Genomic DNA, 26,842 nt, shown 5'->3' on the forward strand with positions numbered 1-26,842 from the left:
GACAGCCACCCAGGATCCGAGGGGCGTGCCTAGCGTCGAGGACAGCAGGAGAGACAGGGCTGTGACCGGCGGAAACCGGAGCAGTGCAGGGCGAGAGGACGGGCATGACAGTACCCAACGGTGGAACGCCGGTGGTCCACGGGCTGGTGGGCGGGACCCTGCCCCTTCCGGTCATCGATCCGGACGTGCTGTGTTCGGCGGTCGGGACGACTTTGGATGTGCTCTTCGGTGACGAGCAGCAGCTTCGCCTCCTGGAGGCGGCGGTGGCCCAGCTGTACCAGGTGGTCGAGGAGCTGCGGCTGGTCGGGACGGGTACCCGCGGGGTGGCCGAGTCAGTCCACAGCCTCTCGGCCCTGGACTGGCGCTCGCCGGCCGGGACCGCGTTCCTGGACCGGAGCGACCGTCTGCGCGGGCGGGCGGCGGACCTGGCCGAGCTGGCGGAGGAATCCGCGGCGCTGGCCCGTGTTGCGATCGACGAGCTGCACGGGAGAATCGGCCAACTGCGGGCCAGCATCAACACCGCCAAGGCCACGGTGGCCAGCGCCGCGACCCTGGGGATGTGCTGAGGTGGCCGGACCGGTGGCCGCGGCTGCGCCCGGTGCTCTGCCAGCGACCCTGACCGCAACCGTGCCCGCGGGCGTCGGTCGTCCCGGTCTCCTGGACGGGGTGGATGGCGTTCCCGGCCGGACGGAGAACGGCCGTGGCGAGGCGCCGCCGTCGTTCTCCATCCGCGGCGGGCCGACCAGCATTCACGCCAACCTGGACGACCTGGAACGGGGCGGCTTCCAGTTAGCTGCGGCTACGGATGAGGCGGCGGTCCTGTCGGTGCGGGCCGCGGGGGCGGGCTCGCTCCTGGCCTTGGCGGCGGCCCAGACCGGAACCGGCCGGGTGCTGGCGGCACGCACGGCAACACTGTCTTCCGGGTTGCTGTCCATCAGCGCAGAGGCCGACGTGCTGTACCTGGGCGTGCGGTCCTCGGCCGAGGCCTACCGGAGTGCGGAGGTCGCCGCCCAGCGCGCTGTCGTCGAGCTGGCCGGCGGTGCCGCCTTCGTCTCCGCCGCGGTGCTGGCCGTCTCCAACCAGCCGATCCCGCAGCCGATCACGGAATTGGCCATCCAGACTGCTCCAGAGGTTATCGTGGGACTGCTCGGGACTCTGTCCCTGGGACTCGGGGTGGGATTCCGGGTGGCCTCGGACGTCGCCGGCCATGCGGCCCGGGATGAAGGCGTCAGCGGTTCCCTGTCCGGGCCGGAACGCCTGTGGCCACTGCTCACGGTGCTGGGTTCGGGCGCCGGGATCGTCCAGATCGGTCCGGTGCGAACCAAGGAGAAGGTCCCCTTGGCCGACGAGTGGGATGAGACGTGGACGCCCGAGGGCGAGGGGGCCATCTCCAACGTCATGTCCCACCTGGACCTGGCCCGCGAGGCCGAGCCAGGGTCCGTGCAGATCACGAAGATCACCCCGAGTGGCCCGGGAAATCCCGAGACAGTATGGCTCGTTTCCCTCCCGGGGACCCAGACCGGGGATTTCAAGGACACGAGCGGCTGGTCCACCAACCCCTGGGACATGGGCGGCAACGCCGAGGCGCTGGCCCTGGACTCCCAGCACGTAACGGCCGCCGTGGACGAGGCACTCCGGGCCGCCGGGGCCGGTCAGGACGATGCGCTGGTGATGACCGGCTACAGCCAGGGCGGCCTGCACGCCGCCCGGATCGCGGCGGATGAGCGGATCGCCGGGTCCTATGACGTGCAGGGCCTGCTCACGATCGGTTCACCGACCGGTGAGATCAGGGTCCCGGACAGCGTCGAGGCGGTCCATCTGGAGCATGACCAGGACCTTCCTGCTGCTGCGGACGGACGGGCCAACCCCCCTGCGGCGAACCGCACCACCCTCACCGTCAGCGGCTATGACGAGGCCCTGTACCCCGAGGGCAAGGACGTGATGTCAGGCCATGTCTTCGAGAACTACGCGTTCCACGCAGCACTGCTGGATCAGGACCCTGACGTGGCGAGGCAGGTGCCGGCCCTCGAACACATCGCGGCACTGACGGCCGGCGGCGGGGTGACCCGGAGCGTGCAGCTCGAACGGGTCCGCCCTGGCAACCCCCGCAATCCGCTCGGCGCCGGGTCGAGTAGTTCCTTCGCCCGTCACCCCAACGGGACGTCGGGCCGGGATACTCGAGGGCCTGTGCCACCGAGGGGGTTCACTGCGGCGCCCTGCCTGCCATGACACCTGCCATTGCGGCCAGTCAGCTGCCGGCCCGGGCCACGCTCGGTCGCGTTGGTGGCGTCAGTCCTGCCTGGAGCGGTTCAGCCCGAAGACGCCATTGGCGATCATGGAGACCACCGAGATGATGACGGCGGCGAAGACCGCCGTCCACCAGAAGGCGTCCACCGTGACCTGCATCGGCAGGTAGGAGGTCAACCAGACGGTCAGCATGAGCATGCCGGCGTTGATGATGATCGTGAACAGGCCCAGGGTCAGGCACGTCAGGGGCAGGGAGAGCAGGGAGATGACCGGCTTGACCACCGCGTTGACGGCGCCGAACACCAGTCCGATGACGAGGTAGGCGATCACCGTGTTCAGGGTGGTGTCGCCCGTGTCGCCGACGGTGTCAGAGGGGATGACCTCCATGCCGGGCAGGATCAGGGTGGCCACCCAGAGGGCCAGGCCGTTGACGATGACGCGGAGTAGGAACTTCACCATGGGGCCATCGTCCCACGCCCACCTGTGGACACGGCCTGTGGACACGGCAGCCATACCCGGCCCGGGGCTAGGCTGGTGAGCCATGAACGAACCGCAGCCCATCCGCCCGCGCCCGGTCCTCAGTCAACTCCCGGCCTATGCAGCGGGCAAGCCCGCCGCCCCGGTGGAGGGGCTCACGCCCTACAAGCTGTCCTCCAACGAGAACCCGTACGGCCCGGTGCCCGCCGTCCGTGCGGTCCTGGAGCGGTTCACGGACATCTGCCGCTACCCGGACCCGCTGTCCACCGCCCTGCGTGAGCGCCTCGGCGAGCACCTCCAGATCTCCCCGCAGGACATCGTCACCGGTGCCGGCTCCCTGGGCGCGCTGACGCAGATCGTCACCACCTATGCAGGCACCCACCCGGACGGCACCCAGGACGAGGTCATCTACGCGTGGCGGTCCTTCGAGGCCTACCCGATTGTCGTGCGGTCGGCCGGGGCCAGGGACATCCAGGTCCCGCTGACCGCCGATTTCCGCCACGATCTGGACGCCATGGCCGCGGCCATCACCGAGCGCACCCGCGTGATCATCGTCTGCACCCCGAACAACCCCACGGGGCCCGCCCTCACTGGTGCCGAGGTCGAGGCGTTCCTGACGAAGGTCCCGCAGGACGTGTTGGTGATCCTCGACGAGGCCTACACCGAGTTCATCACCCAGCCGGACGCCGTCGATGCCCTGGAGGTCTACCGCCGGCACCCGAACGTGGCGGTGTTGCGGACCTTCTCCAAGGCCCACGGGCTGGCCAACCTGCGGGTCGGGTACTCCGTCTCGCACCCGCACGTCACCCAGTACCTGCGCGTGCTGGCCACACCCTTCGCAGTGTCCTCGGTGGCCGAGCAGGCCGCCATCGCCTCACTCGACCACATCGACGAGGTCAATGAGCGCGTGGCGAAGGTCGTCTCCGAGCGTGAGCGCGTGCTGACCGGCCTGGCCGACCTCGGCTGGGACGTCCCCGACTCCCAGGGCAATCTCGTCTGGCTGCCCCTGGGTGACCGCACGCCCGAGTTCCTCGAGGCGGCCGGCCGTCAGGCGCTGGCCGTGCGCGGCTTCGGCACCGAGGGCGTCCGGGTCACCATCGGCGAGGAGGAGGCCAACACGCGCTTCCTCCAGCTCTGCGCGGACTTCCCCGAAGGCCCGACGCCGGCCGCCTAGCCTCCCAGCCCCCACCTTCCGGGTGCGGGCCGCGGGAGCCGACGAAGAAGCGAAAGGTGCTGGCCCGGCGTCGTTCAACGCGCGAGTAGGGCCCGGCGCGACTAGGCTTGACCCCGGACCGGCGCCGGACGTGCCGGGGGAGAAGGAGTTCCACGTGAACGAACCGCAGCCGCCGACCACGGCGACCGAGTTGCCTGACGGTGCCGTCCGCCTGCTGGACGCCGACGGCACCCTGCAGGAGGACACCAGGTTCACGCCCTACCTCGCCGACCTCGACGAGGCGGCCCTGCAGCAGATGTACCGGCTCATGGCCACCGAGCGCCGGGTGGACTCCGAGGGCACCTCCCTCCAGCGGCAGGGCCAACTCGCCCTGTGGGTCCCCGCCATCGGCCAGGAGGGTGCCCAGGCCGGCGCCCTGTCCGCGCTGCACGACTCCGATTGGATCTTCCCGACCTACCGCGAGCACCTCTTCGCCCTGGGCCGCGGCGTCACCCCGGGCCAACTGTTCGAGCTGTTCCGCGGGGCCGCGCATGCCGGCTGGACCGCCGAGGACCACCGCCTCCAGCCCTACACGCTCGTGCTCGCCGCCCAGACGCTGCACGCCACCGGCTACGCGTGGGGCATCCAGCGGGACCAGGCCGGCTGGGACGCCGACCGCCTGAAGCGCGAGGGCCAGATCGCGCTGGCGTGCTTCGGGGACGGTGCCTCATCTGAAGGCGACGTCCACGAGTCCATGGTCTTCGCCGCCAGCTTCAACCTGCCCGTGGTGTTCTTCTGCCAGAACAACCAGTGGGCCATCTCGGTGCCCGCCTCCACCCAGACCCGCGTCCCGCTGGCCCAGCGCGCCGCGGGCTACGGCTTCGAGGGCGTCACCGTGGACGGCAATGACCCGTTGGCCATGTACGCCGTAACGGCGTGGGCCGCGGAACAGGCCCGCACCGGAGCCGGTCCCGTCCTGGTGGAGGCCCACACCTTCCGGGTCGGAGCGCACACCACCGCCGATGACCCCACGAAGTACCGGACGCGGGACGAGGAGGCCGCCTGGGCCGGCGTCGACCCGATGGCCCGCCTGGAGAAATACCTGCGCGCCACCGGCGCTGCCGGTGCCGATCCGGACGCGTTCTTCGCCGACGTCGCCGCCGAGGGCGAGCGGCTGGCCGCCCAGAGCCGCGAGGCCGTGCTGGCCATGACCGGGGACGCCATAGCGCCACTGGAGGCCGTGTTCGACACGGTGTATGCGGAACCGCATCCGCTCGTGGCTGAGGAGAAGGCCTGGCACCGTCAGTGGCAGGCCGGCTTCGCGGACGCAGCAGAGGCAACAGATGCAGCAGATGCAACAGACGAAGGAAGCCGGGCATGAGCGCGGAGAGCACCACCCTGCCGGGCGGCCGGCCCGCATCGACGTCAGCCGAGCGGCCCAGCCAGCCTGCCGGCGGTACGGCCGCCGTCGAGACCCTGACCATCGCCAAAGCCATCAACCGGGCCCTGGCGGATGAACTCGCCGCCGACCCGAAGACCCTGCTCATGGGCGAGGACATCGGCTCCCTGGGCGGCGTCTACCGCGTGACCGAGGGGCTGAAGGCCACCTACGGCGCGGACCGGGTGGTCGATTCGCCGCTGGCCGAATCCGGCATCATCGGCACTTCCATCGGCCTGGCCCTGCGCGGCTACCGGCCCGTCGCCGAGATCCAGTTCGACGGCTTCGTGTTCCCGGGCTTCAACCAGATCACCACCCAGCTGGCCAAGCTGCGTGCCCGCACCCGTGGCACCGCCACCGTCCCGGTGACCATCCGCATCCCCTACGGCGGCGGCATCGGCTCGATCGAGCACCACTCGGAATCGCCCGAGGCGCTGTTCGCCCACACCCCCGGCCTGCGGATCATCACCCCGTCCAACGCGCAGGACGCCTACTGGATGACGCGCCAGGGCATCCAGTCGCAGGACCCGGTCATCATCTTCGAGCCCAAGCGCCGCTACTGGCTCAAGGGCCAGGTCGACCTGGCCGCGGAGGGCCACGGTGGGCTCGGCGCCTTCCAGGCCCAAGTGGTCCGCACCGGCACCGATGCGACGATCGCCGCCTATGGCCCCCTGGTCCCGGTGGCACTGGCCGCCGCGAACGCCGCCGCCGAGGACGGGCGTTCGATCGAGGTCGTGGACCTGCGCTCGCTGTCCCCGATCGACTTCGACACCCTGCAGGCCTCCCTCGAGAAGACCGGCCGCATGGTGATCGCCCACGAGGCGCCCACCTTCGGCGGACTCGGTGGGGAGATCGCCGCCCGCCTGTCCGAGCGGTCCTTCCTGCACCTCGAGGCCCCGATCATCCGCGTCGGCGGCTTCCACCTGCCCTATCCGCCGTCCCGCGTGGAGGAGCAGTACCTGCCGGACCTGGACCGCATCTTCGACGCCGTCGACCGCACCTTCGCGTACTGAACGCCTACTGATTGCCGGGAGGCACCCTTGGAGATCTTCACCCTGCCGGACGTCGGCGAAGGCCTGACCGAAGCCGAGATCACGGAGTGGCGCGTGGCCGTGGGAGACACCGTCGCCGTCAACGACGTCCTCTGCGAGATCGAGACCGCCAAGTCCCTGGTCGAGTTGCCCAGCCCCTACGCCGGCACCGTGGCCGAGCTCATGGCCCCGGCTGGCGAGACCATTGAGGTCGGCACCCCGATCATCGGCATCACCACGGCGGCCTCCCCGGATAGCTCCCCAGAGGGCTCGGCCCCCGCTGCCGTGGAGACCGGGTACACCATGCCTGCTGCGGCAGGGGACAGTGCGGATGCTGGAGTCGGCGAGGAGGCTCCCGTGCCGACCGACGGCGGCGATCCCGCCCACGGAACGCCCGCCGACTCGAATGCGCACAGGGATCGTGCCGAGACACACCGGGAAACGGCAGGCATCAACACGAATGGTGTGCAGGGCAGTGCACGGGGTTCTGGCCCTGCCCTGACCGGCTCGGGGCCGAAGGCCGACTCCGCCCAGCGCCGGCCCCGCAAGCCGTCCTCGGTGACCGCATCCGTGCCGGAGGCCCCGGACTCGGGGACCACCTCGCCCAGGTCAGCCGCTCCGGCGGCGTCCGGCCAGGCCGCCGTCGCACCGTCGTGGAGCCCGTCCCTCCGTGAGGAGACCGGCCGCGCCACGGCAGCCTCGGCCCTCCGCCCCTCCGCCCAGACACCGTCCAGCCCCACCACGCCCGTGCCCGTTGACGGTGCCCCGGCTGCCGTGCCCGCGCCCAGTGCCCCGGCGACGCGCGGGCTGAGGTTGCCGGCCGCCGTCGGGAATCTGGTGGCAGCCGGACGCGAACGCCAGACGGAGGTGGCAGGACTGTTCGAGCGCGTCCTGGCCAAACCGCCGGTGCGGCGGATCGCCAAGGAACTGGGTGTGGACCTGACCAAGGTGCGGGCCACAGGGCAGTTCGGCGAGGTCACGCGGACGGACGTGGAGAACTACCTGGCCGAGCGGGAGACGAACATCGACACGTCCGGCTCGTTCTGGATGCCGGACACCGGTGACAACGTGCGGCGCACTGAGCGGATCCGCGTCAAGGGCGTGCGTAAGGCGACGGCCGCGGCGGTCTCCGCGTCCTACCGGGACGCCCCACACGTCTCGATCTTCGTGGACGTGGACGCCTCGCGGACCATGGAGTTCGTCAAGCGACTCAAGTCCTCCCGTGAGTTCGAGGGCGTCAAGGTCACGCCTCTGCTGATCCTCGCGAAGGCCGTCATCTGGGCTGCGGCGCGCAACCCGCACGTCAACGCCTCGTGGACGGACGACGAGATCCACGTCAAGCACTACATGAACCTCGGGATCGCCGCCGCCACCCCGCGCGGGCTGCTGGTGCCGAACGTCAAGAACGCCAACGAGCTGTCCCTCCGTGACCTGGCCGAGTCCCTCGGGACCCTGGCGAAGCGGGCCCGGGACGGCAAGACGCAGCCGGCGGAGATGGCGGACGGCACCATCTCCATCACGAACATCGGCGCGCTGGGTATCGATACCGGCACGCCGATCATCAACCCTGGCGAGGTGGCCATCGTGGCGTTCGGGACCATCCGGCAGAAGCCCTGGGTGGTCTCCGGGGAGGTCATCCCGCGGTGGATCACCACCCTGGGGGGCTCCTTCGACCACCGCGTGGTGGACGGGGACCTCTCGGCGCGCTTCATGGCGGACGTTGCCGCCATCATGGAGGAGCCGGCCCTCCTACTGGAGTAGCCCCGGATCACCTCACCTCAGAGTGCGGCGAACATGTCCGGCACGGACAGCTCCCCGGTGACCGTCCCGTAGGTGCGGGCGGTCTCGGCCAGCTCCTCCTGCGCCTCCAGGTCGAACTCGGACCGGAACCGTGGGAGCTTCATCGTCTCCAGCACCTCCGGTGGGGTCTGGGTGTAGGTGCCGGTGATCCGGCGGACCTCGTCCGGGTTCTGCTGGGCATACTCCAAGCCGCGGACCAGGGCCTCCCGGAAGGACCGCACCAGGTCCGGATCGTTCTCCAGGGTCTCCTCGCTCGCGAAGTATCCACCGGTGTCGAGCTCAGGGTTGGCCTCCGCATACGGCCACGAGACGGCCACCATGCCGGCTTCCAAAGCCGGGGTGACGAAGGGTTCCACCACGACTCCGGCGTCGAGCTGCCCGTTCTCCAACGCCGCCTGGACGTCCGGGAAGGCCATCTCCATGAACTCCAGGGACCCGCCGTCCCCGCCGGCCTTGTCCATGGCCTGACGGCACGCCGTGTCCCCGATGTTCGCCAGCTGGTTCGAGGACAGGGTCTTGCCCGCCAGATCGCGGATGCTCTCGAATCCGGAGTCCGGGGCCGCGATGAGTGCCACGTTGTCGTTGCCGGGTTCACCCGTGGTGGTGCTGCCGGAGCAGAAGAACTTCAGGCCGATGCCCTGCGAACGCGCCACCATCATGGACACCACGTTGCCGAAGGCGAAGTCGAACTGGCCCGAGGAGACTCCCGGGAAGGAGATGGCACCGCCGGAGGTCGACTCGATCGTGACGTCCAGGCCGGCCTCCTCGAAGAAGCCCTGCTCCTTCGCCAGGTGCAGGGGTGCGACGTCGACGATCGGGATCGCCCCGACCGTCACCGCGCGCAGGTCTCCAGCACCGCCGGCCGACCCGCCAGCTGACTGGGCGTCCCCACCGGTGTCACCGCCGCCGGAGGGATCACCCCGCCCGCAGGCGGCGGCAGTGCCGACCACCACGGCGGCGGTGCCGACGGCCAGCAGCCGTCGGCGAGTCAGGAGGGAAGACGAAGGGATTCGGGTACTCATGGGTTCTCCTCTGGCGTGTGCGGGGGACGAGCACTGTGAGGGCAGAAATGAGTACTCATCTCTGCCCTCACAGTGCTGATGGGGTCTTCGCTTCTCGAGATTCGTTTCTCGTGATTCGTTATTCGCCGTCCGCGAAGCTGTGGGCCAGCACCCAGGAGGGGAAGTCGGCGATCTTCGCGTCGATGAGGATCGGCCGGTCCCGCGGACCGTCGAGCCACTCCTGCACGGCACCCAGGTCGGATTCCTGCCGCACGGTCACCGACGCGCAGCCGAAGCCGGCGGCGATGGCTGCGATGTCCGTCGGCGGGAACTGCACCGTGTCCAGGCGGTCGGTCTCATGGACGAAGTGGTGCACCTCGGCCCCGTAGGCGGCGTCGTTGTAGACCACCACCATCAGCGGCATCCGCAGCCGCACGGCGGTCTCCAGCTCCACGAGGGACATCAGCAGCCCGCCGTCGCCCACGCCGGCGATGGCGATCCGGTCCGGGGAGGCCAACTGGGATCCCATGGCGCTGGACAGGGCCAGACCGATCGACTGGAACGCCAGCGGCACGCAGTACCCCGTGTTGTCCGGCACCCGGAAGTGCATGGCCGGATAGGCGTTGAAGTTGCCGCCGTCCGGGACCACCACGCGCTCCATCGGCACCATCTCATCCAACCGGTTGGTCAGCAGCCGCGGATCGATCCGCCCGCTATCCGGATCATCCGCGACCACGGGCTCGGAGGCGTCCTCGAAGGGCTGGTCGCGCCAGTGCAGCGACTCGGCCACGCGGGCGCGGGTCTCCTCGGTCCGGTAACCGGTGCGGGAGGTCTCGGAGCCCAGCCGTGCGGCCAGGGCGAGGTCCACCGCGGCGGCGGTCAGGCCGGCGTCGCCCAAGATCTCCAGGTCCACCGGGTAGTGGAGGCCGAACGCCCGCGGGGTGTCATCCACCTGGATGACGGTCTTGCCCCGCAGGTGCGTACCGTCCCGGGTGGTCCACCGATTCAGGGCGGCGCCGAACACCAGCATCACGTCGGCCTGGCGTACCAGCTCGGCGGCCCCGTCCGTGGAGAAGCCGCCCATCACGTCCAGGTGCCACGGATCCTCGTGGAACAGCCCGCGACCCACCGCCGAGGTGGTCAGCAACGCACCGGCACGCTCGGCCAGGTCCCGGATGGGCCCGACGCCGGCCGCGGCACCCCGCCCGCCCACGATCACCGGACGCTCGGCGCCGGCCAGCAGCTCGGCGATCCGCTCGACCGCCTCCGGCGAGGCGCCGGCCGGCGTGGGTGGCACGGGCGGGGACACCGATTCCACCAGGGCGCGCTGGCCCTCTGGGATGGTGCCCTCCTGGACGTCCAGCGGCATGGACAGCACCACGGTGCGCCGGTCGTTCACGGCCCGGGTCACGGCGCGGATGGTGTCCGCCACGGCGGAGGCGGGGGAGTGCAGCCGCTCGGCCACGGCACCCATGCCCTCGACCACCTTGTCCTGGTCGATGTAGAAGTTCGAGCCGTACTGACCGCCGGGGGTGTCCCCGGAGATCACGAGCACGGGGGTGCGGGACTTCGCGGCCTCACCGATGCCGGTCAGGGCGTTGGACAGCCCGCAGCCCTGGTGGACGGTGACCACGGAGAGCCGGCCGGTGGAGCGGGAGTAGGCGTCGGCCATACAGGCGGCGCCCATCTCATGCCGGGCCGCCGTGAACGGCACACCGTCCGGGCGCTGGTCACTCGGGGCGATGAGCGCGTTGGTGGCCCGGAAGTTGCCGGAGCCGACCACGCCGAAGACGTGGGCGGCGCCCATGCGGGCGATGATCCGGCCGACGGCCTCACTGACCTTCAGGGCGGCCGGGGGTGTCGGCGTCACGGTCTCGTGCTGTGGTGTAGCGGTGGTCATTCGGTTCCCTCCGGCAGCAGGGCGTCCAGGTCCGGGGCCTCATCGATGACGCCGTACTTCACGGCGGCCTCGCCGAGGGCGGTCATGGCCTCGCGGGAGAAGTCTGCCTTGAAGCGCGGCAGGGTGATGCGCTCCAGGATCTCCGGGTCCGTCTCGGTATACTCGCCGATCACCTCGCGGACCACATCCGGGTTCTCCTGGCTGTACTCCATGGACTTGCGCATGGCGCGGGTGAACGCTTCGACGTCCTCCGGCCGCTGTTCGATGACCTCCTCCGTGGTGAAGTAGCCACCGATGTCCAGGTCCGGATGGGCCTCGGCGTAGGGCCAGGACACGGCCTTCAGGCCGGCGTCGAGGGACTGGGTCAGGTAGGGCTCCAGGACCAGGGCCGCCTCCACCTGGCCGTTCTGCACGGCGGCCGCGGCATCGCCGAAGGCCAGCTCGATGAAATCCATATCCGCACCGTCACCGCCCGCGTTGTCCACGGCGAGGCGGATGGAGGTGTCGCCGATGTTCATCAGGTTGTTCGAGGAGGCGGTCTGTCCCTGCAGGTCCGCGGTCGTCTCCAGCTCGGAGTCCTCCAGCGCGATGACGGCCGCGAAGTCCTTGCCCTCCTCGCCCGTGGTGGTGGTGCCGTTGGCGACGTACTGCAGCGGCAGGCCCTGGTCCCGGGCCACCATGAGGGAGACGGTGTTGCCGAAGGCGAAGTCATAATCACCAGCGACCACGCCCGGCACGGCAATGGCGCCACCGGAGGTGTTCACCACCTCGACGTCCAGGCCCTCCTCCTCGAAGAAACCCTCCTTCACGCCCACGTGGATCGGGGCGACGTCACCGATGGGGATGGCGCCGACGGTGATCGGGATCAGGTCCTCCGAGCCGCTGCCGGCCTCGGTGCCGGCCGACGTCGCCTCCTCCCCGCCGGACGGGGAACCGGAACCGCAGGCGGCCAATCCTAGGGTGACAGTGAGGCTGAGGGTGAGGATCCCGACGCCGGACGTGAGGGACCGGAGGCGGCCGCGGTACGCGAGGGGCCGGCTGAGGTGCCGGGTGGGCGTCGGTGAGGGCGACGGTGACGGATGCGTCTGTGATGGAGGGGTCATAGAGGCACCGTATGACGCGGATCACACGCGGTCCAATGATCGTTCTGCGTGTCAGGCATAGACCTGGTCTATAGCTCTTCGGCCCCGGATCCGGCTCCGCCCGTCGTGCCGAGGTCCCGGAGCTGGCCGACGGCCCACGGGACGAACCAGGCTGTGGCTGAGGTCGGGGGACGTGGTGCCGCGTAGGCGTGCACCGTCACGTCGGTGTCCTCGTAGGGCAGGGGCCATTGCTCGATGTCCCAGGCGTGGAACCACTCCGCGAGGAGGATCTCGGGCACGAAGGCGAGGAGGTCCGTGCCGGCCACCAGGGCGGGGATGGCGGAGAAGCTGGAGACGGCCACGGACCCACCGGCCGGTGGCGGCATGCGGTCCTCGATGAGCGTGTGGCCGGTGGAGCCGCGGATGACCACCCGGGCGGCGCGGGAGATGTCCTCGGCCGTCGGGCGACCTGGCCCAAGGCGGCCGCGGCGGGCGATGCAGACGTAGCGGTCGCGGCGCAGAGGCAGGGCGTGGACCTCACCGCGGGGGCGGGCGGAGGCGATCGCCAGGTCGAGGTCCCCGGCCGCCAGCAGGTCCGCGGCGGTGGTGGTGTCCAGCTGGACCACGTCCAGGCTGCAGCCGGGTGCGGTGGCGGCGAGGGCGGGGACCAGCCGGGGCAGGAACACCAACTGGCCGAGGTCGGTGACGGCGATTCGGAAGGTGGCGGCGGCGTGGGCGGGCTCAAAATCTGCGAGGCTGGCCACCGCCGCGTCGGCTGCGGCGGGCATGGTGGCCACCTCGGCGTAGAGCTGGCGGGCCGCCCGGGTCGGCACCACTCCGCGGCCGGAACGGGCGAACAGCTCATCGCCCGTGGCGCGGCGCAGGCGGTTGACGGAATGCGTGACCGACGGCTGGGTGAGGTTCAGGCGTGCCGCGGCGGCCGTCAGGGTTCCCTCCTCCATGACCGCGACGAAGACCCGGATGAGGTTCAGATCGAGCATGCGTGCCTCCTGGGTGCCAGCACTCCGCCGAGTGAGCCGGCTTCTCTCGGGCGGAAATTCACTTGAAAGTCAATATTGTTGAACTCTTGAACTAAGTCACACTCGTGTCTAGTCTGGTCACAGCCTGTGGGACGGGTCACAATATTGTTGACGAAAATGTCAGCATAGCCGTCCCCAACGACCACCCCCTGTCGCGAGCGGAGCACCTCGATCGATGACTGAACCAACCCCGTCCACCGGCGCGCCGGGCCACCATGGCCCGGGCGGGTCCGGAGACACCCACCGTGAAACGGAGATCGAGCGGTTGCACCGTCTCGAGTCGTCCAGCGGTTCCGACCGCCGCCGCGGAGACATCCGGCGGCACACCGATACGGCCACCGTGGCCGGCCTCGATATCCCCACGCGGCCGGATCCGGCCGCTCCGCGCACGTCAGTGGCGCAGTCCGGGGTGACCGGTCGGCCGACGTCGTCCGGTCCGTCCCGGGCCACGCGCAAACCACGCCGCAACTGGGGCACCAAGTCCCTGGGGCTGGTGGGCCTGCTGGGCTTCCTGGTGATCTGGGAGGTGCTGCCGCGCACCGGGATCGTGAACCCGACGTTCCTGCCCCCGGCCTCGGCGGCCATCGCGGACCTGTTCCGGAACTTCGGTCTGACCGCGTTCTGGCAGGCCGTCGGAGACACGATGTGGCAGTGGCTGCTGGGCATGCTGATCGCGTGCATCGCGGCGACCGTGCTGGGCTTTCTGATCGGCTCATCCACGTTCCTGCGCCGGTTCACGAACTCGACCATCGAGTTCATGCGCCCCGTGCCGTCCGTGGCGTTGATCCCGCTGGCGGTGCTGCTGTTCGGCGTGGAGATCGAGTCGGCCCTGCTGCTGATCGTGTACGCGTCCTTCTGGCAGGTGCTGATCCAGGTCCTGTACGGAGTGGCCGACGTGGACAACGTGGCCATGAACACGGCCCGGTCCTACGGGCTCGGTCCACTGGCGCGGCTACGCTACGTCATCTTCCCCACGGCGTTGCCGTACCTGATGACCGGCGTGCGCCTGGCCTCGGCCGTGGCCCTGATCCTGGCGATCACCGCCCAGCTGATCATCGGCAACCCGGGCCTGGGAGCCGAGATCGCCAAGGCCCAGTCCGGTGGCTCCTACGTAGCGATGTACGCCCTCATCCTGGCGACCGGCCTGCTCGGCGTCATCATCAACCTGGTCATGCGCATGATCGAGCGCAAGGTGCTGTCCTGGCACTCCTCGGTCCGAACGGAGGTCGCCACATGAGCGCCGATGCCCCCCTCGCCACTCCCGTCAACCTGACCAAAGCGGCAGGCGGATCGGGCACCTCCCGGTCGGCGCCGCCGTCGTCCCCCGCCAAGAAGCCCCCGGGCGCCAAGCGTGCCTGGGGCGCGGCCAAGGGCCTGTTCTTCATCGCGGCCCTGCCCGTGATCCTCGTGCTGATCTGGTACATCTCCACCGCGGTGGGGGAGAAGAACTTCTTCGTGCCAACCCCGGCACTGCTGGTCGAGACCTTCTTCGAGACCTGGACCGGGGACCGGATCACCACGGACGTGATCCCCTCGCTGACCCGCCTGCTGTTCGGCATCGCCGGGTCGATCATCATCGGCATCGTCGGCGGCCTTCTGATCGGCTCGGTCCGCTGGCTGCGCGCCCTGACCGAGCCCACGCTCGAGTTCTTCCGCGCGATCCCACCGACCGTGCTGATCCCGGTGCTGATGCTGCTGATCGGCATCGGGGACGACATGAAGGTCGCGGTCATCATCTCCGGCGCGCTCTGGCCGATCCTGCTCAACACGATCGAGGGCGTGCGCTCGATGGACGAGGTCCTGGCAGACACCACGCACACCTACGGAATCAAGGGCTTCAACCGGGTCCGCTACCTGATCCTGCCTTCGGCCATGCCGCAGATCATGGCCGGCATCCGCCAGTCCCTGTCGATCGCGCTGATCCTGATGGTGATCTCCGAGATGTTCGCCGCCTCCTCCGGGCTGGGCTTCACCATCGTGCAGTTCCAGCGGTCCTTCGCGATCCCGGAGATGTGGTCCGGCATCGTGCTGCTGGGCATCATCGGCGTGATCATGTCCTTCATCTTCCAGCTCATCGAGCGCAACGTGCTGCGCTGGTACCACGGCCTGAGGGAGATCGAGAATGCAGCCTGAGCCCACCGAACCCGTCAGCCCCGATTCAGTTCACGCTGATTCATCCCCCGAGTCTCACACCGAAAAGGAAGCCACCATGACTTCTGAACAGACCTCCACCGCAGGCACCGTCGTCTCCCAGGGCGGGGTGGCCGAGACCCCGGACGGACTGATCACCGTCGGCAAGACCATGCCGGACGGCGAGGCCATGCTCTCCGTGCGGAACATGAAGAAGGTGTACCACACCGACGGCGGCGACATCGAGGCCGTCCGGAACCTCACCTTCGACCTGCCCCAGGGCCAGCTGGCCTGCCTGGTCGGGCCCTCCGGCTCGGGCAAGACCACCCTGCTCAAGTGCATCGCGGGGCTGCTGGCCCCCAGCGCCGGGGAGGTCACCCTGCACGGCAAGAAGGTCACTGGTCCGCCGAAGTCCATGGCGGTGGTCTTCCAGGAGTACGGCCGCTCCCTGTTCCCCTGGATGCGGGTCCGGGACAACGTGGAACTGCCCCTGAAGAACGCCGGGATGGACAAGGCCAAGCGGGACGAGCTCGTGGACAACGCCCTCGAGGCCGTCGGCCTGGCCCACGTGCCCAAGTCCTACCCCTGGCAGCTCTCCGGCGGCATGCAGCAGCGCGTGGCCATCGCCCGCGCCGTGGCCTACCAGCCCCAGGTGCTGCTCATGGATGAGCCCTTTGCCGCCGTGGATGCCCAGACCCGCGCTGACCTGGAAGACCTGGTCCGCAGCGTCTGGAAGAAGCTCGGCGTCTCCATCCTGTTCGTCACCCATGACATCGACGAGTCCGTCTACCTCGGCGAACGCGTCATCATCCTGTCCTCCTCACCCACCGTGATCCAGGAAGACGTCCTGATCGACCTGCCGGACGAGCGCGACCAGCTCGAGACCCGCTCCTCCCAGCGCTTCTCCGAACTCCGCCACCACGTCTACGAACAGATCCAGCTCGCCAAGAAGGGCTTCCGCCCCGAAGACGCCATCGCCCGGTAGGGCAACGCCGGCCATACCGCCTCGGACAGGGTGCCTCGGCGGCCGCGACTCACGGGAGTACTGCGGCCGCCGGGGCACCCTGCGTGGTCACTGGTTCCGGACGCCGGTCCCGCTCTCGGCCGGATCGTCGGCCGGCCCCTCAGTCGTCGCGCTGCCACCGGTGAAGACGTCGCCTTCGGCACCCAGGACGAACCGATCGCCGGGCACGGCGTTGTGGAGGACCCGCACGACGGTGTCCGTGTCCGTGGACACGCAACCCCACGACTCCGCCATGCCAGCGTGCAGGAAGATCGCGAAGGAGAGGCCGGGTATGGCCTCGGTGTCTGGCGGCCGGTTGAAGTTGACCACGACGGCCTGCTCGTAGAGCCCTTCCTCCATCAGTTCCCACAGACCCTCGTCCGGCCACTGGCCGTCGCCCTCGAAGTACTGGTTGAAGTGCGGTCCCGGCCGGCCGCCCCAGTGGCTGTCGGGCGACAGTTCGTGGTATTCCAGCTCCGTTCCCGGGTTCTCGCGTCCGAACCCCTCGGTCATCGTGTAGGAGCCCGTCGGGGTCTGCAGGGTATCGACTTCGGTTGTGTCCACGGGGCCGAACCCGCCGGAGCCGATCCTGGCCGGCTGGACCCATTCCTCCGCGTAGCCATCCTGCAGGCGAAGGCAGCTCGTCAGGGTCGCCTCGGTGGTCTCCCGCTGATGCCCGAGGGCGAACACCACGCGTTGGGCCTCGCCGGTGTCGAAGCGAACCTCCCCGGCCGAGAGGCGGTGGCAGGGTCCAGAGGTGGCCGGCGTCGGCTCCAAAGGCTCCCTCGACGCCGTCGCGGTGGGTCCACTAGACGGCCCGCCGGCGGGTGGCGGCGCCACCATGCACCCTGCCATGGCCACGGTCGTGGTGATGGCCACGGCGACCATCACGACTGCTGTCGACGTCGTGACCGATGTGGCGCGCCGGTGCCGGCGCAGGGGGCCCTTCATCCCTTCATTATGGGTTGTCCCTGGGTGCCGCCCCGCCGCCGCCCCGAGCGCGAACGCGTCCTTCGCGACGCCGGCACCACCCGTCTTCCGTCCACATTCCCTCTGACAGGGCACATCCAGGACACGGCAGGTGACCCGACGGATTGATGCGAGGGTTACCCGGTAGTAGACCGCGAGAGTCCACGTGGAGATCGGGTACCGGACAGGTGAAGAACCAGTAGGCCGTATGCATACGGTCATAGAGGCAGTTCGTGCCCACCGGCCGCTATCCCGTAACGCACCTGTTACCGGCCGTTGGGTACGGAGATGCGAGGCACGGGTCTGCATGCCTCAGGACCGTCGAGCGGTCCCGCGACAGGCCGAAGAGACCGGGGATGAGGAATCACCCCATAACGACTCATGGGGGAAAATTGCCGCAGGACCACCGAAATGCCACGTCTCACGACGAACGGACCACGAAGACATCGAGCGTGGGACGTGGTCATGCCGTCCTGACGGCCGAGGGCGATCACAGCGGCGCGCAGGCTCCCTCCCCCACGGACGACCTGGCCTGCTACTCCGGTGGGCAGGCCGCCGCGCCCCGGACCCTCGTCGACATCCTGCGGGAGACCATCGCCAGCTACCCGGGGGCCCAGGCCGTGGACGACGGCACCACCGCCCTCAGTTACGCCGAGTTCGGGGAACGGGTGGACGAGATGGCTCGGCGCCTGTGGTCCATGGACATTGGCGCGGGAGACCGCGTGGGGATCCGCGTGCCCTCCGGCAGCATCGACCTCTACGTGGCGATCCTCGGCACCCTCACGGCCGGTGCCGCCTACGTGCCCGTCGATGCGGACGAGCCGGACGAGCGCGCCGGCACGGTCTGGACGGAGGCCGGGGTCTGCGCCGTTGTGACCGAGGGCCTGACGATCTCGGCGCGGCCGGGAGTGGCCACCGTGGGCGGAGCTCCCGAGCCGCATCCGGAGGACGACGCGTGGATCATCTTCACCTCGGGATCCACGGGCAAGCCCAAGGGCGTGGCCATCACCCACCGGTCCGCTGCTGCCTGGGCCGACGCCGAGGCGCAGATGTTCCTCCAGGGCGAGCCGCTGACGCGGGGCGATCGAGTGTTGGCTGGACTGTCGGTGGCGTTCGATGCCTCCTGTGAGGAGATGTGGCTGGCCTGGCATAGCGGCGCCTGCCTGGTGCCGGCGCCGCGCTCCCTGGTCCGTTCCGGTGCGGACCTCGGCCCCTGGCTGGCGGAGCGGCGCATCACCGCCGTCTCCACGGTGCCCACCCTGGCAGCCATGTGGCCGCAGGAGGCCCTGGACAACATCCGCCTGCTGATCTTCGGCGGCGAGGCCCTGCCGGCCGAACTCGTGACGCGGCTGGCCGGCCCGGGGCGGGAACTGTGGAACACCTATGGCCCGACCGAAGCGACCGTCATCGCCTGCGGCGCCGCGCTGAACGGGAGCGGCCCGGTGTCGATCGGGCTGCCGCTGCGGGGATGGGAGCTGGCCGTCGTCGACCCCCAGGGTAATCCGGTCCAGTGGGGCGAGACCGGGGAACTCATCATCGGCGGCGTCGGGCTGGGGCGGTACCTCGATGCGGCCAAGGACGCCGAGAAGTACGGCCCGATGCCGTCCCTGGGTTGGGATCGCGCCTACCGCAGCGGCGACCTCGTGGTCGCCGAACACGACGGGCTGTTGTTCGCCGGACGCGTGGACGACCAGATCAAGCTCGGCGGCCGCCGCGTTGAACTGGGTGAGATCGATGACACCCTGAGCCGCCTGCCCGGCGTGGCCGCCGGGGCCGCCGCCGTGCAGTCCACCCCGAGCGGGAACAAGGTCCTGGCCGGATATCTGTTGCCTGATCCGGGAACCACCCTGGACCTGGGAGTATTGCGGCGCCGCCTGGCCGAGCAGCTTCCGGCCCAGTTGGTGCCGGCGCTGGCCGTCATGGACGAACTGCCGCTGAAGACCTCCGGCAAGGTGGACCGCAAGGCCCTGCCCTGGCCGGTGCAGTCGGCTGATGGTTCGGGGCACCAGTTGAGCGGGACTGAGGGCTGGATCGCCGACCTGTGGACCGAGCTGCTCGGCCCGCTCCCGCTGGACGGGGACAGCGACTTCTTCGCCTCGGGTGGGGCCAGCCTGGCTGCGGCGCATCTCGTGGGGAAGCTGCGCGGCCAGTATCCGGACGTGTCCATCGCGGACATCTACGCCCGCCCCACCCTGGGAGCGCTCGCTGCGCATCTGGAAGGTCTGGAGTCCGGCGAGGACGAGGAACGCGAGCGTGAACCCACCCCGTGGTGGACGGGGCTGGTCCAGCTCCCCGTCATCCTGGGGCTCTACGGGATCACCGGTCTGCGGTATCTGACCGGCATCGGCATCGTGTGCTGGATCCTGTACAACGTGGTGCCCTTTCCGACCCTGTGGGTACCCAACCCGCCGGTGTGGGCCCTGGTCACCGCGTGGCTCGTGCTGTTCAGCCTGCCCTCGCGGATCGTGTTCGCCGCGGGGGCATCGCGGCTGCTGACCGCCGGGATCGCGCCCGGGACCCACCCGCGGGGCGGAACGGCCCACCTGAGGATCTGGGCCGCCGAACGGATCGTGACCTTCGGCAAGCTGGAGCCGATCATGGGGACACCTTGGGGCATTGCCTACGCCCGTCTGCTCGGCAACAGGATCGGCCGGGACGTCCACCTGGATGCCATGCCGCCGGTCACCGGCCTGATGAGTGTCGGTGACTGCGCATCGATCGAGTACGAAGTCGACCTGGGCGGGCATTGGCTGGACGGCGACCTCCTCCACGTCGGCACGCTGGAGATCGGCACGGGAGCCCGCGTGGGCACCCGATCCGTGCTCATGGACGGGGCCTGCCTCGGGGAGAACGCCGAGGTCGACCCCGGGACCGTGGTCTCCGGCCTGGTCCCGGCCGGTGAACGCTGGGCCGGCTCGCAGATGGAGTACGTCGGCCAGGCCGGTGACGAGTGGCCGGTGTCCGCGCGGCCCCATCACGGGCGCCGTGGGATCCACCTGCTCTTCCCGCTGTCCCTGTTCGGCATGGCCCTGTTGCCGATGGTGTCGGCGGTGCCCGGTTCCCTCGTGGTGATGTGGACCGTTCAGTTCGAGCAACTGGCACTGCTCTCCGACGTGTTGTGGGCCCTGGCCGCGCTGGTCCCCGTGTTCGCCGTCATCACGGTGCTGACCTTCCTGTCCCTGATCGCAGGGTCGGTCCGATTGCTGGCCCGGCTGATCGTTCCAGGACTGCACCCGTTGCAATCGGCGGCCGGCTGGGCGGTGTGGCTCAGCAACCTGTTGTTGGCCAAGACCCTCATCTCGGTCTACCCGCTCTACGCCAGCGTCCTGACCCCGCTGTGGTTCCGGCTCCTCGGTGCCCGGGTGGGACGCCACGTGGAGATCTCGACGCTGGAGTCGATCCCGCACCTGACCGTCCTGGGTGATCGCTCCTTCATGGCCGACCACTCGATGGGCACCTCTGCACGGGTTCGCCGGGGGTGGATGCACGTGGGCCCGTCCTCTGTGGGGAGCCGTTCCTTCGTCGGTAACTCGGCCGTCGTCGGTCCGGACCGCCACGTGCCGGACCGCTCCCTCGTGGCCGTGCTCTCCTCGGCCCCGCGGGACATGCCGGAGGCCTCCAACTTCTTCGGCCGTCCCGCCGTCGAGCTGCCCCGGCCGGTCGACGGCGCAGACTCCGGATTGACCTACGACCCTCCCACGCAGCTCGTTGCCGCCCGTGCGGTCGTGGAGGCCTTCCGCCTCCTGCCGTTCATGATCGCCGCCTGGCTGGCTCTGGCCGCCGTCTGGGTCATCTCCGAGATCCTGGACAACGGAGGGTTCTGGGCCGCGGTGGCCCTGTCCGGGGTGGTGATGCTCGCCAGTAGCACCGTGGCCTGCGCCATTGCGCTGGTGGCCAAGTGGGCCCTGGTCGGTCGGTTCAAGCCCGGCCGGCACGCCCTGTGGACGAGCTTCATCTGGCGGAACGAGCTCGCCGACGTGTTCTCCGAATCCCTGGCCGTACCCGGGCTGGTCAGAATGAGCCTGGGGACGCCGATGCTCAACATCTGGCTGCGGCTCATGGGGGCGAAGGTCGGCCGCCGGGTGTGGTGCGAGACCTGGTGGCTACCGGAGTTCGACGTGATCGAGATCGGGCATGGGGTCAGCATCAATCGGGGCACCGTGCTCCAGACCCATCTGTTCCACGACCGCATCATGCGGATCGATCCCGTCCGGATGGCGGATCGCTCGACCCTGGGACCGAACAGCGTGCTGCTGCCCGGCAGCGTCGTCGAAGACGGCGCGACCGTGGGCCCTGGCTCGTTGGTCATGGCCCAGGAGACCGTCCCGGCCCACGGGCGCTGGGCCGGCAATCCCATCAGCCGCTGGGACCGGAAGTGGACCGCGTCAGCCGGCCCATCCGTGGCCGTTCCCGCGCCGTCGGGCCCCGTCCCGTCCGGTCCATTGCGCACCGACCCGATCAATCGCACCACCATGACTGAAGGGCAAGCACGATGAGTATGGTTCCCGACAGGTTCGACACCGACTCGACCACCGCCAACGCCCCGAACGCGGCCTCTGCTGCGTTCGGCCGGGTCATCACCGCCATGGTGACGCCGTTCGACCACGCCGGCCGGCTGGACGAACGGGGCACGGAACGGCTGGCGGCCTGGCTGACCCGCGACGGCTGGAACGATTCCGTGGTGGTCAACGGCACCACCGGTGAGTCCATCTCCACCACCGACCGGGAGAAGTCCCGCACTATCCGCGCCGCCAAGCAGGGTGCCGCAGCCCACGGCGGCAAAGTGATCGCCGGCGTCGGGACCGGGAGTACAGCGCACAGCATCAAGCTGGCCAAGGAGGCGGCCTCGGCCGGGGCTGACGGGCTGCTTGTGGTGGCACCCTATTACTCCTGCCCCGGCCAGACCGGACTGTTGAAGCACCTGTGGGCCGTGGCCGATGCCACCAAGCTGCCGGTGATGATCTACGACATCCCCAAGCGCACCGGCATCGCGATTGAGACCGAGACAGTCCTGGCCGCCGCACGGCACCCGCGCATCCTGGCCGTCAAGGAGGCCAAGGGTGACCTCGAGGGGGCCACCGAGGTCATGGGGCAGACACACCTGGCGTACTACTCGGGTGACGATTCCCTGAACCTGCCCTGGCTGTCCGTGGGGGCCACCGGTTTCGTGTCGGTGGTCGGCCACGTAGTGGGTGACCAGCTCACCCAGCTGGTGCAGCACCACGTCCACGGCCGGAACGCGGAGGCCCTGGCGCTGCACCGCCACCTCATGCCGCTCTTCCGCGGGATGTTCCGGGCCCCCGGCGCCGCGTCGGCCAAGGCCGCTCTGGGTGACCTGGGGCTACCCGGCGGACCGGTGCGCATGCCACTGGTCGATCTGACCGAGGAGCAGCGGCGCGATCTGCGCCACGTCCTGGCCGGAACGGTGACCGAGATGGGCGGACCGGTGGATCCCACCCGGGTGCCCACCGGCTGGCTTCCCGCAGAGGCCGTCGCAGGACAGGTCCGGCGGTGACTCCGGCGGACGGACCAGCGGATCACCTCGGCACCCAGGATGGGGCCGTGGCCGCCGTGCCACGCCGGTCGAGGCGGATCGTCGGCCTCGACGCCGCCCGCGGACTCGCGTTGATCGGCATGATCGCCATCCACGTCCTGCCCGAGAGTACTGAAGCCGGGGAGACCACCCTGATCTGGGAGGTCGGCTCGGGCGTCTCGGCCGCGTTGTTCACGTTCCTGGCGGGCGTCTCCCTGGCTCTGATGACCGGCGGAAACAAGCCGGCGACCGGCGAGGCTCTGGCGGCCAAGCGGGTCGGCATCGCCGTCAGGGCCGTGGTACTCATCGTCATCGGCCTGATGGTGGCGATCCTTAACCCGCCGGCCGGCATCATTCTGACCTACTACGGTGTCATGTTCCTCATGGCCATACCGTTACTCGGGGCGCCCGCGCCGATGATCGCCACCGTGGCCGGCGTGTTCGCGCTGGCGGGGACGTTGTTCATCCACCTCGTTGGGAACGCGTTGCCGAACCTGGACGGTTACGACCCGTCGCTCGGGTCCCTCGTCGCCCAGCCGGACAGCACGATTGCCGCTCTGCTGGTCACCGGCACCTACCCTGTCCTGGCGTGGTCCTCCTTCCTCTTCGCCGGCCTCGCCGTCGGACGGTTCAACCTGACCCTGCGGGACACCCACCTCAGGCTGATGGTGGTGGGCCTGACCATGGCACTGGTCACCTGGCTGGTCTCGTGGCTGTCCATCGAGGTCCTCGGCGGGTACGACCGGGTCCTCGCGACCACGCCCGGGCTGACGGAGGACGAACTGGTGCGGTCACTGACCTGGGGGCTGGAGTTCACCACCCCGGACATCTCATCGGGCTGGTGGCTGCTGATGCTCTCGCCGTACTCGGAGACCCCCATGGAGGTCCTCAATACCCTGGGCTGGGCCCTGGCCTGCCTGGGGGCCATGCTCTGGCTGGGCCAGCGGATCGGCATGTGGCTTCGTTCGCTGGCCCTGGTCGGCTCCATGACGCTCACGCTCTACGTGGTCCACCTGGTCTTCCTGGCGACCGGACTGCTGCAGGAGGTCCCGTATATCTCGTTCTGGCTGCAGGTGGGCGTTGCCCTGCTGTTCGTGGTGCTCTGGCGCAATGTCACGGAGCGGTCCCAGGGTCCGCTGGAATGGATGACCACCGCGGCTTCGTCCGCTGGCCAGCGGTGGTACCGGAGCCGAAAGGCCTGACGGTCCTGAGCGGAAAGCCTGCCGCAGGGGCTAAAATCGGGGTGTGACCATTGATCTCTCAGCCCGGATGCAGGCTGGCCATGCGCTCTACGAGCAGCGGATGGCGTTGCTGCCTGGACTCGGCCAGCCGCCGGCGCCGGCCTGGGAGGACCTGTCGGACGGCGAACGCGAACGCTGGTGCCGCCACGCCGATGGTCCGGAGCCGGGCCCCAGTCCGACCCGCGCCCGGCCCGTGACGCGGGCACCGGGCGCCACGGTCGACGGCGCGGACGGAGCCCGCGCGGACGACGCGACACTGGCCCGCGGAGCACAGGGCGGACGCCGATCTCGGTAGGCTCACACCATGACGGAGAGCCCTGGAAGCAGGCGGTCAGGAGGGGATAGCACCCTGGACCGGTTGATCCGGATCCTCGGCGCCTTCGATACGGACCGGCCCACCCTGTCCGTCTCCGCCCTCGCCCGCCGCGCCGCCATCCCCCTGCCCAGCGCCTACCGATGGGTGGACCGGCTCACGGCGGCGGGCCTGCTCGAGCGGGCGCCGGGCGGCACCGTGGGGCCTGGGATGAAACTCTGGGAGCTGGCCTCCCGTTCCGCCCCGGGCACCTCCCTGCGGCAGGCGGCCATGCCGTTCATGGACGACGTCCAGGCGGTGCTGCGCCAGCACACCCAGATTGCGGTGCTGGATGCCAACGGCGTGCTCGTGCTCGAGCGGCTCTCCGCCCGCGGGGCCGTTCCCAACCAGGCCACCATCGCCGGCCGCATGCCGACCTTCACCACCTCCCTCGGCCTCGTGCTGCTCGCCTTCTCCCGGCGCCACGTCACCGAGTCCTTCCTGGCAGAGCATGCCGGTGAACTCGGAGCCCCGCTGAAGGGCCCCTGGCACGACGCCGGCCCGGCCACCTCCGGAGGGTCCGGCACCTCGGGCGGGGTCACCCTGCGCGGCAACGCGCAGAACGTGGTCAACCCGACCGAGGGGGAACTCAGGCAGCTCCTCGCCGAGGTGCGCCAACAGGGCTGGGCCTCGGCGGACGGGCAGATCGACTCGGAGTCCACCGGCGTCGCCGTGCCGGTCCTCTCGCCGGAGGGCCATGCCGTGGCGGCCCTCGGTGTGGTGGTGCCCCGCTCCTCGGAATTCCGTCCCGGCCTGGCTCCGATGCTGCTGGCCGCCGCCCGGGGTATCAGCCGCGCGTTGGGCCCCCAGGCGGTCATGCCGGCGTCGGACACGGTGTTCCCGCAGCACCCGCCGGTGGTGCTGCCGGACACCGCAGAGTGACCTGCATCGCGGTCATCCTTCTCACTCGGTGAGAATTGACCCGTCAAACGTCTGTACGCTCCATCACACTGGTGACAGAAGGCCCGTCCCTGCAGCCTGCGGCCTTGACGACATCCCCGCGCGGTGTGGCCCAGCCCGCCCGCGGAGCCCCCTGCACAACGAAGGAGTTGGAATGGCAGCCAGCGCAGATAGAGCAGATAGAGCAGATGCACCCCAGGTCACGCGGACGAAGGTCGGCATCGTCGGAGGCGGCCCCGCCGGGCTCCTGCTCTCCCACCTGCTCTCGAAGCAGGGCATCGAGAACGTGGTCATCGAACTGCGGGACCACGAGACCATCAAGAACACCCACCGCGCGGGAATCCTGGAACAGCAGGCGGTGAAGATGCTGACGGAGTCCGGCGTGGACGGCCGCGTGCTGACCCACGGTGACGAGCACGAGGGCATCGACCTGCGCTTCAACGGCGAGTCCCACCCGCTGAACTTCCCGGACCTCGTGGACGCCACGGTCACCCTGTACGCCCAGAACGAGGTGTTCATCGACCTGGCCGCGGCCCGGAAGCGGGACGGCGGTGACATCCGCTACGAGTCCGAGGTCATCGAGGTGGCGGACCTGAAGTCGGACACCCCGAAGATCCGCTACCGGGACGTCTCCGCCGGTGCCGACCCGGACGCCGTCCATGAGGTCCACTGCGACGTCCTCGTGGGCACTGACGGCTCCCGCTCCTTCTGCCGCCGCGCCGTGGGCCAGGAGCAGGGCCACCAGGACTTCAAGATCGAGTACCCCTTCGCCTGGTTCGGGATCCTCACTGAGGCCCCGAAGTCCTCGCCGGAACTGATCTACGCGAACTCCCCGCACGGCTTCACCCTGATCTCCCAGCGCTCCGCGAACGTCCAGCGGATGTATTTCCAGTGCGATCCGGCGGAGAAGACCGAGGACTGGTCGGACGACCGGATCTGGTCCGAGCTGCAGAAGCGCGTGGACGGCCCGGACGGGTTCCAGCTCAAGACCGGCCCGATCTTTGACAAGACGGTCCTCGGCTTCCGCTCCTTCGTCCGCGAGCCCATGAGCCACGGCAACATGTTCCTGGCCGGGGACGCCGCGCACACCGTCCCGCCGACCGGGGCCAAGGGCCTGAACCTGGCTTTCGCCGACATCAAGGTGCTGTTCGAGGCCCTGGACTCGTTCTACGCCACCGGCTCCCGCGAGCTGCTGGACGGCTACTCCGAGACCGCCCTGAAACGCGTCTGGAAGGCCCAGAACTTCTCCTACTGGATGACGTCCATGCTCCACACCCGCAAGGACGCCCACCCGTTCGAGACCAAGCGCGCGCTCGGTGAGCTCGAGACCGTCACCTCCTCGCGCTACGGCCAGCAGTACCTGGCCGAGTCGTACACCGGCTGGCCGCACGCCTGACCGGTGCCCGACGCCGGCCCGCGGGCCGGCGCTGGAGGGGGCCGGCCGACGTCGGGCCCGGTCTCCTCACCGCACTACCGCACCACCGTCCATCAAACCGCCCACTGCAGAACCAGAACCGTAGAAAGGAGCAGCCCGTGAGCAATGAC

General features: G+C 69.7%; 21 protein-coding genes. 15 read left to right on the plus strand and 6 right to left on the minus strand.

What is annotated here, in order from left to right:
* Window positions 1–104 precede the first annotated feature (104 nt).
* Window positions 105–566 carry a hypothetical protein gene (locus C8E99_RS13465; protein WP_147301239.1) on the plus strand — a complete coding sequence of 154 codons (462 nt, stop codon included), beginning with the start codon at window positions 105–107 and terminating at the stop codon, window positions 564–566.
* 61 nt (window positions 567–627) lie between these two features.
* Window positions 628–2,229, plus strand: a complete 1,602-nt coding sequence (locus C8E99_RS13470) for a hypothetical protein (RefSeq protein WP_170144613.1) — start codon at window positions 628–630, stop codon at window positions 2,227–2,229.
* Window positions 2,230–2,289: 60 nt separating this feature from the next.
* Here C8E99_RS13470 and C8E99_RS13475 read toward each other — a convergent pair whose 3' ends face one another.
* Complete coding sequence (locus C8E99_RS13475) at window positions 2,290–2,706, minus strand: phage holin family protein (RefSeq protein ID WP_115932722.1); 417 nt, start codon at window positions 2,704–2,706, stop codon at window positions 2,290–2,292.
* Between the two features lie 82 nt (window positions 2,707–2,788).
* On the opposite strand from C8E99_RS13475, the gene C8E99_RS13480 reads away from it, so the two are divergent.
* The 4 genes from C8E99_RS13480 to C8E99_RS13495 all read left to right on the plus strand — a co-directional run bounded on the left by C8E99_RS13480 (window position 2,789) and on the right by C8E99_RS13495 (window position 8,107).
* Complete coding sequence (locus C8E99_RS13480; RefSeq protein WP_115932723.1) at window positions 2,789–3,898, plus strand: histidinol-phosphate transaminase; 1,110 nt, start codon at window positions 2,789–2,791, stop codon at window positions 3,896–3,898.
* Between the two features lie 154 nt (window positions 3,899–4,052).
* Window positions 4,053–5,258: a thiamine pyrophosphate-dependent enzyme gene (locus tag C8E99_RS13485; protein WP_115932724.1), complete on the plus strand. Its 1,206-nt coding sequence runs from the start codon at window positions 4,053–4,055 to the stop codon at window positions 5,256–5,258.
* Window positions 5,255–6,328 (plus strand): alpha-ketoacid dehydrogenase subunit beta, encoded by a 1,074-nt coding sequence (locus C8E99_RS13490; RefSeq protein WP_115932725.1) that lies wholly within the window; start codon window positions 5,255–5,257, stop codon window positions 6,326–6,328. Before C8E99_RS13485 ends, C8E99_RS13490 begins: the two co-directional genes overlap by 4 nt.
* Window positions 6,329–6,355: 27 nt before the next feature.
* Entirely contained in the window at window positions 6,356–8,107 is a 1,752-nt protein-coding gene (locus tag C8E99_RS13495; protein ID WP_115932726.1) for a 2-oxo acid dehydrogenase subunit E2, read from the plus strand.
* A 17-nt stretch (window positions 8,108–8,124) separates the two neighbouring features.
* Here the strand turns inward: C8E99_RS13495 and C8E99_RS13500 are convergent, their stop codons facing one another.
* The 4 genes from C8E99_RS13500 to C8E99_RS13515 form a co-directional block, all read right to left on the minus strand.
* Complete coding sequence (locus C8E99_RS13500; RefSeq protein WP_115932727.1) at window positions 8,125–9,168, minus strand: ABC transporter substrate-binding protein; 1,044 nt, start codon at window positions 9,166–9,168, stop codon at window positions 8,125–8,127.
* Window positions 9,169–9,286: 118 nt separating this feature from the next.
* Window positions 9,287–11,047 (minus strand): thiamine pyrophosphate-binding protein, encoded by a 1,761-nt coding sequence (locus C8E99_RS13505; RefSeq protein WP_211309055.1) that lies wholly within the window; start codon window positions 11,045–11,047, stop codon window positions 9,287–9,289.
* Window positions 11,044–12,150 (minus strand): ABC transporter substrate-binding protein, encoded by a 1,107-nt coding sequence (locus C8E99_RS13510; RefSeq protein ID WP_115932728.1) that lies wholly within the window; start codon window positions 12,148–12,150, stop codon window positions 11,044–11,046. Before C8E99_RS13510 ends, C8E99_RS13505 begins: the two co-directional genes overlap by 4 nt.
* 68 nt (window positions 12,151–12,218) lie before the next feature.
* On the minus strand, window positions 12,219–13,130 hold the full coding sequence (locus C8E99_RS13515; protein ID WP_115932729.1) for a LysR family transcriptional regulator: 912 nt from the start codon (window positions 13,128–13,130) through the stop codon (window positions 12,219–12,221).
* A gap of 523 nt (window positions 13,131–13,653) precedes the next feature.
* Here C8E99_RS13515 and C8E99_RS13520 point away from each other — a divergent pair.
* The 3 genes from C8E99_RS13520 (at window position 13,654) to C8E99_RS13530 (ending at window position 16,284) form a co-directional block, all read left to right on the plus strand.
* Complete coding sequence (locus C8E99_RS13520; protein ID WP_245952488.1) at window positions 13,654–14,406, plus strand: ABC transporter permease; 753 nt, start codon at window positions 13,654–13,656, stop codon at window positions 14,404–14,406.
* Window positions 14,403–15,302, plus strand: coding sequence for an ABC transporter permease (locus C8E99_RS13525; protein WP_115932731.1), 900 nt, complete (start codon window positions 14,403–14,405; stop codon window positions 15,300–15,302). The genes C8E99_RS13520 and C8E99_RS13525 overlap by 4 nt, the downstream gene beginning before the upstream one ends.
* 187 nt (window positions 15,303–15,489) lie before the next feature.
* Window positions 15,490–16,284 (plus strand): ABC transporter ATP-binding protein, encoded by a 795-nt coding sequence (locus C8E99_RS13530; RefSeq protein WP_115933491.1) that lies wholly within the window; start codon window positions 15,490–15,492, stop codon window positions 16,282–16,284.
* Between the two features lie 87 nt (window positions 16,285–16,371).
* Here C8E99_RS13530 and C8E99_RS13535 read toward each other — a convergent pair whose 3' ends face one another.
* Complete coding sequence (locus C8E99_RS13535; RefSeq protein WP_147301240.1) at window positions 16,372–17,253, minus strand: hypothetical protein; 882 nt, start codon at window positions 17,251–17,253, stop codon at window positions 16,372–16,374.
* Window positions 17,254–17,723: 470 nt separating this feature from the next.
* Between C8E99_RS13535 and C8E99_RS13540 the strand changes: the two genes are divergently transcribed.
* The 6 genes from C8E99_RS13540 (at window position 17,724) to C8E99_RS13565 (ending at window position 26,693) form a co-directional block, all read left to right on the plus strand.
* Window positions 17,724–21,767: a Pls/PosA family non-ribosomal peptide synthetase gene (locus tag C8E99_RS13540; protein WP_245952345.1), complete on the plus strand. Its 4,044-nt coding sequence runs from the start codon at window positions 17,724–17,726 to the stop codon at window positions 21,765–21,767.
* A complete protein-coding gene (gene dapA / locus C8E99_RS13545; protein WP_245952346.1) occupies window positions 21,764–22,786 on the plus strand; it encodes a 4-hydroxy-tetrahydrodipicolinate synthase in 1,023 nt (340 codons plus the stop codon). Before C8E99_RS13540 ends, dapA begins: the two co-directional genes overlap by 4 nt.
* A gap of 47 nt (window positions 22,787–22,833) precedes the next feature.
* The gene (locus tag C8E99_RS13550; RefSeq protein WP_147301241.1) at window positions 22,834–24,006 is read left to right on the plus strand and encodes a heparan-alpha-glucosaminide N-acetyltransferase domain-containing protein; all 1,173 of its coding nucleotides are present in this window, start codon (window positions 22,834–22,836) and stop codon (window positions 24,004–24,006) included.
* A 43-nt stretch (window positions 24,007–24,049) separates the two neighbouring features.
* Window positions 24,050–24,340 (plus strand): hypothetical protein, encoded by a 291-nt coding sequence (locus C8E99_RS13555; protein ID WP_147301242.1) that lies wholly within the window; start codon window positions 24,050–24,052, stop codon window positions 24,338–24,340.
* A 9-nt stretch (window positions 24,341–24,349) separates the two neighbouring features.
* Window positions 24,350–25,279 carry an IclR family transcriptional regulator gene (locus tag C8E99_RS13560; protein WP_115932737.1) on the plus strand — a complete coding sequence of 310 codons (930 nt, stop codon included), beginning with the start codon at window positions 24,350–24,352 and terminating at the stop codon, window positions 25,277–25,279.
* Between the two features lie 172 nt (window positions 25,280–25,451).
* A complete protein-coding gene (locus C8E99_RS13565; RefSeq protein WP_115932738.1) occupies window positions 25,452–26,693 on the plus strand; it encodes a 4-hydroxybenzoate 3-monooxygenase in 1,242 nt (413 codons plus the stop codon).
* Window positions 26,694–26,842: the final 149 nt, after the last annotated feature.

This window comes from Citricoccus muralis, assembly GCF_003386075.1.
GTDB lineage: Bacteria > Actinomycetota > Actinomycetes > Actinomycetales > Micrococcaceae > Citricoccus > Citricoccus muralis.

Coding starts and splice junctions, on each gene's coding strand:
- C8E99_RS13560 (WP_115932737.1), top strand. CDS start 24,350: ATGACGGAGAGCCCTGGAAGCAGGCGGTCAGGAGGGGATAGCACCCTG.
- C8E99_RS13510 (WP_115932728.1), bottom strand. CDS start 12,150: ATGACCCCTCCATCACAGACGCATCCGTCACCGTCGCCCTCACCGACG.
- C8E99_RS13475 (WP_115932722.1), bottom strand. CDS start 2,706: ATGGTGAAGTTCCTACTCCGCGTCATCGTCAACGGCCTGGCCCTCTGG.
- C8E99_RS13525 (WP_115932731.1), top strand. CDS start 14,403: ATGAGCGCCGATGCCCCCCTCGCCACTCCCGTCAACCTGACCAAAGCG.
- C8E99_RS13565 (WP_115932738.1), top strand. CDS start 25,452: ATGGCAGCCAGCGCAGATAGAGCAGATAGAGCAGATGCACCCCAGGTC.
- C8E99_RS13515 (WP_115932729.1), bottom strand. CDS start 13,130: ATGCTCGATCTGAACCTCATCCGGGTCTTCGTCGCGGTCATGGAGGAG.
- C8E99_RS13480 (WP_115932723.1), top strand. CDS start 2,789: ATGAACGAACCGCAGCCCATCCGCCCGCGCCCGGTCCTCAGTCAACTC.
- C8E99_RS13500 (WP_115932727.1), bottom strand. CDS start 9,168: ATGAGTACCCGAATCCCTTCGTCTTCCCTCCTGACTCGCCGACGGCTG.
- C8E99_RS13490 (WP_115932725.1), top strand. CDS start 5,255: ATGAGCGCGGAGAGCACCACCCTGCCGGGCGGCCGGCCCGCATCGACG.
- C8E99_RS13505 (WP_211309055.1), bottom strand. CDS start 11,047: ATGACCACCGCTACACCACAGCACGAGACCGTGACGCCGACACCCCCG.
- dapA (WP_245952346.1), top strand. CDS start 21,764: ATGAGTATGGTTCCCGACAGGTTCGACACCGACTCGACCACCGCCAAC.
- C8E99_RS13535 (WP_147301240.1), bottom strand. CDS start 17,253: ATGAAGGGCCCCCTGCGCCGGCACCGGCGCGCCACATCGGTCACGACG.
- C8E99_RS13530 (WP_115933491.1), top strand. CDS start 15,490: ATGCTCTCCGTGCGGAACATGAAGAAGGTGTACCACACCGACGGCGGC.
- C8E99_RS13465 (WP_147301239.1), top strand. CDS start 105: ATGACAGTACCCAACGGTGGAACGCCGGTGGTCCACGGGCTGGTGGGC.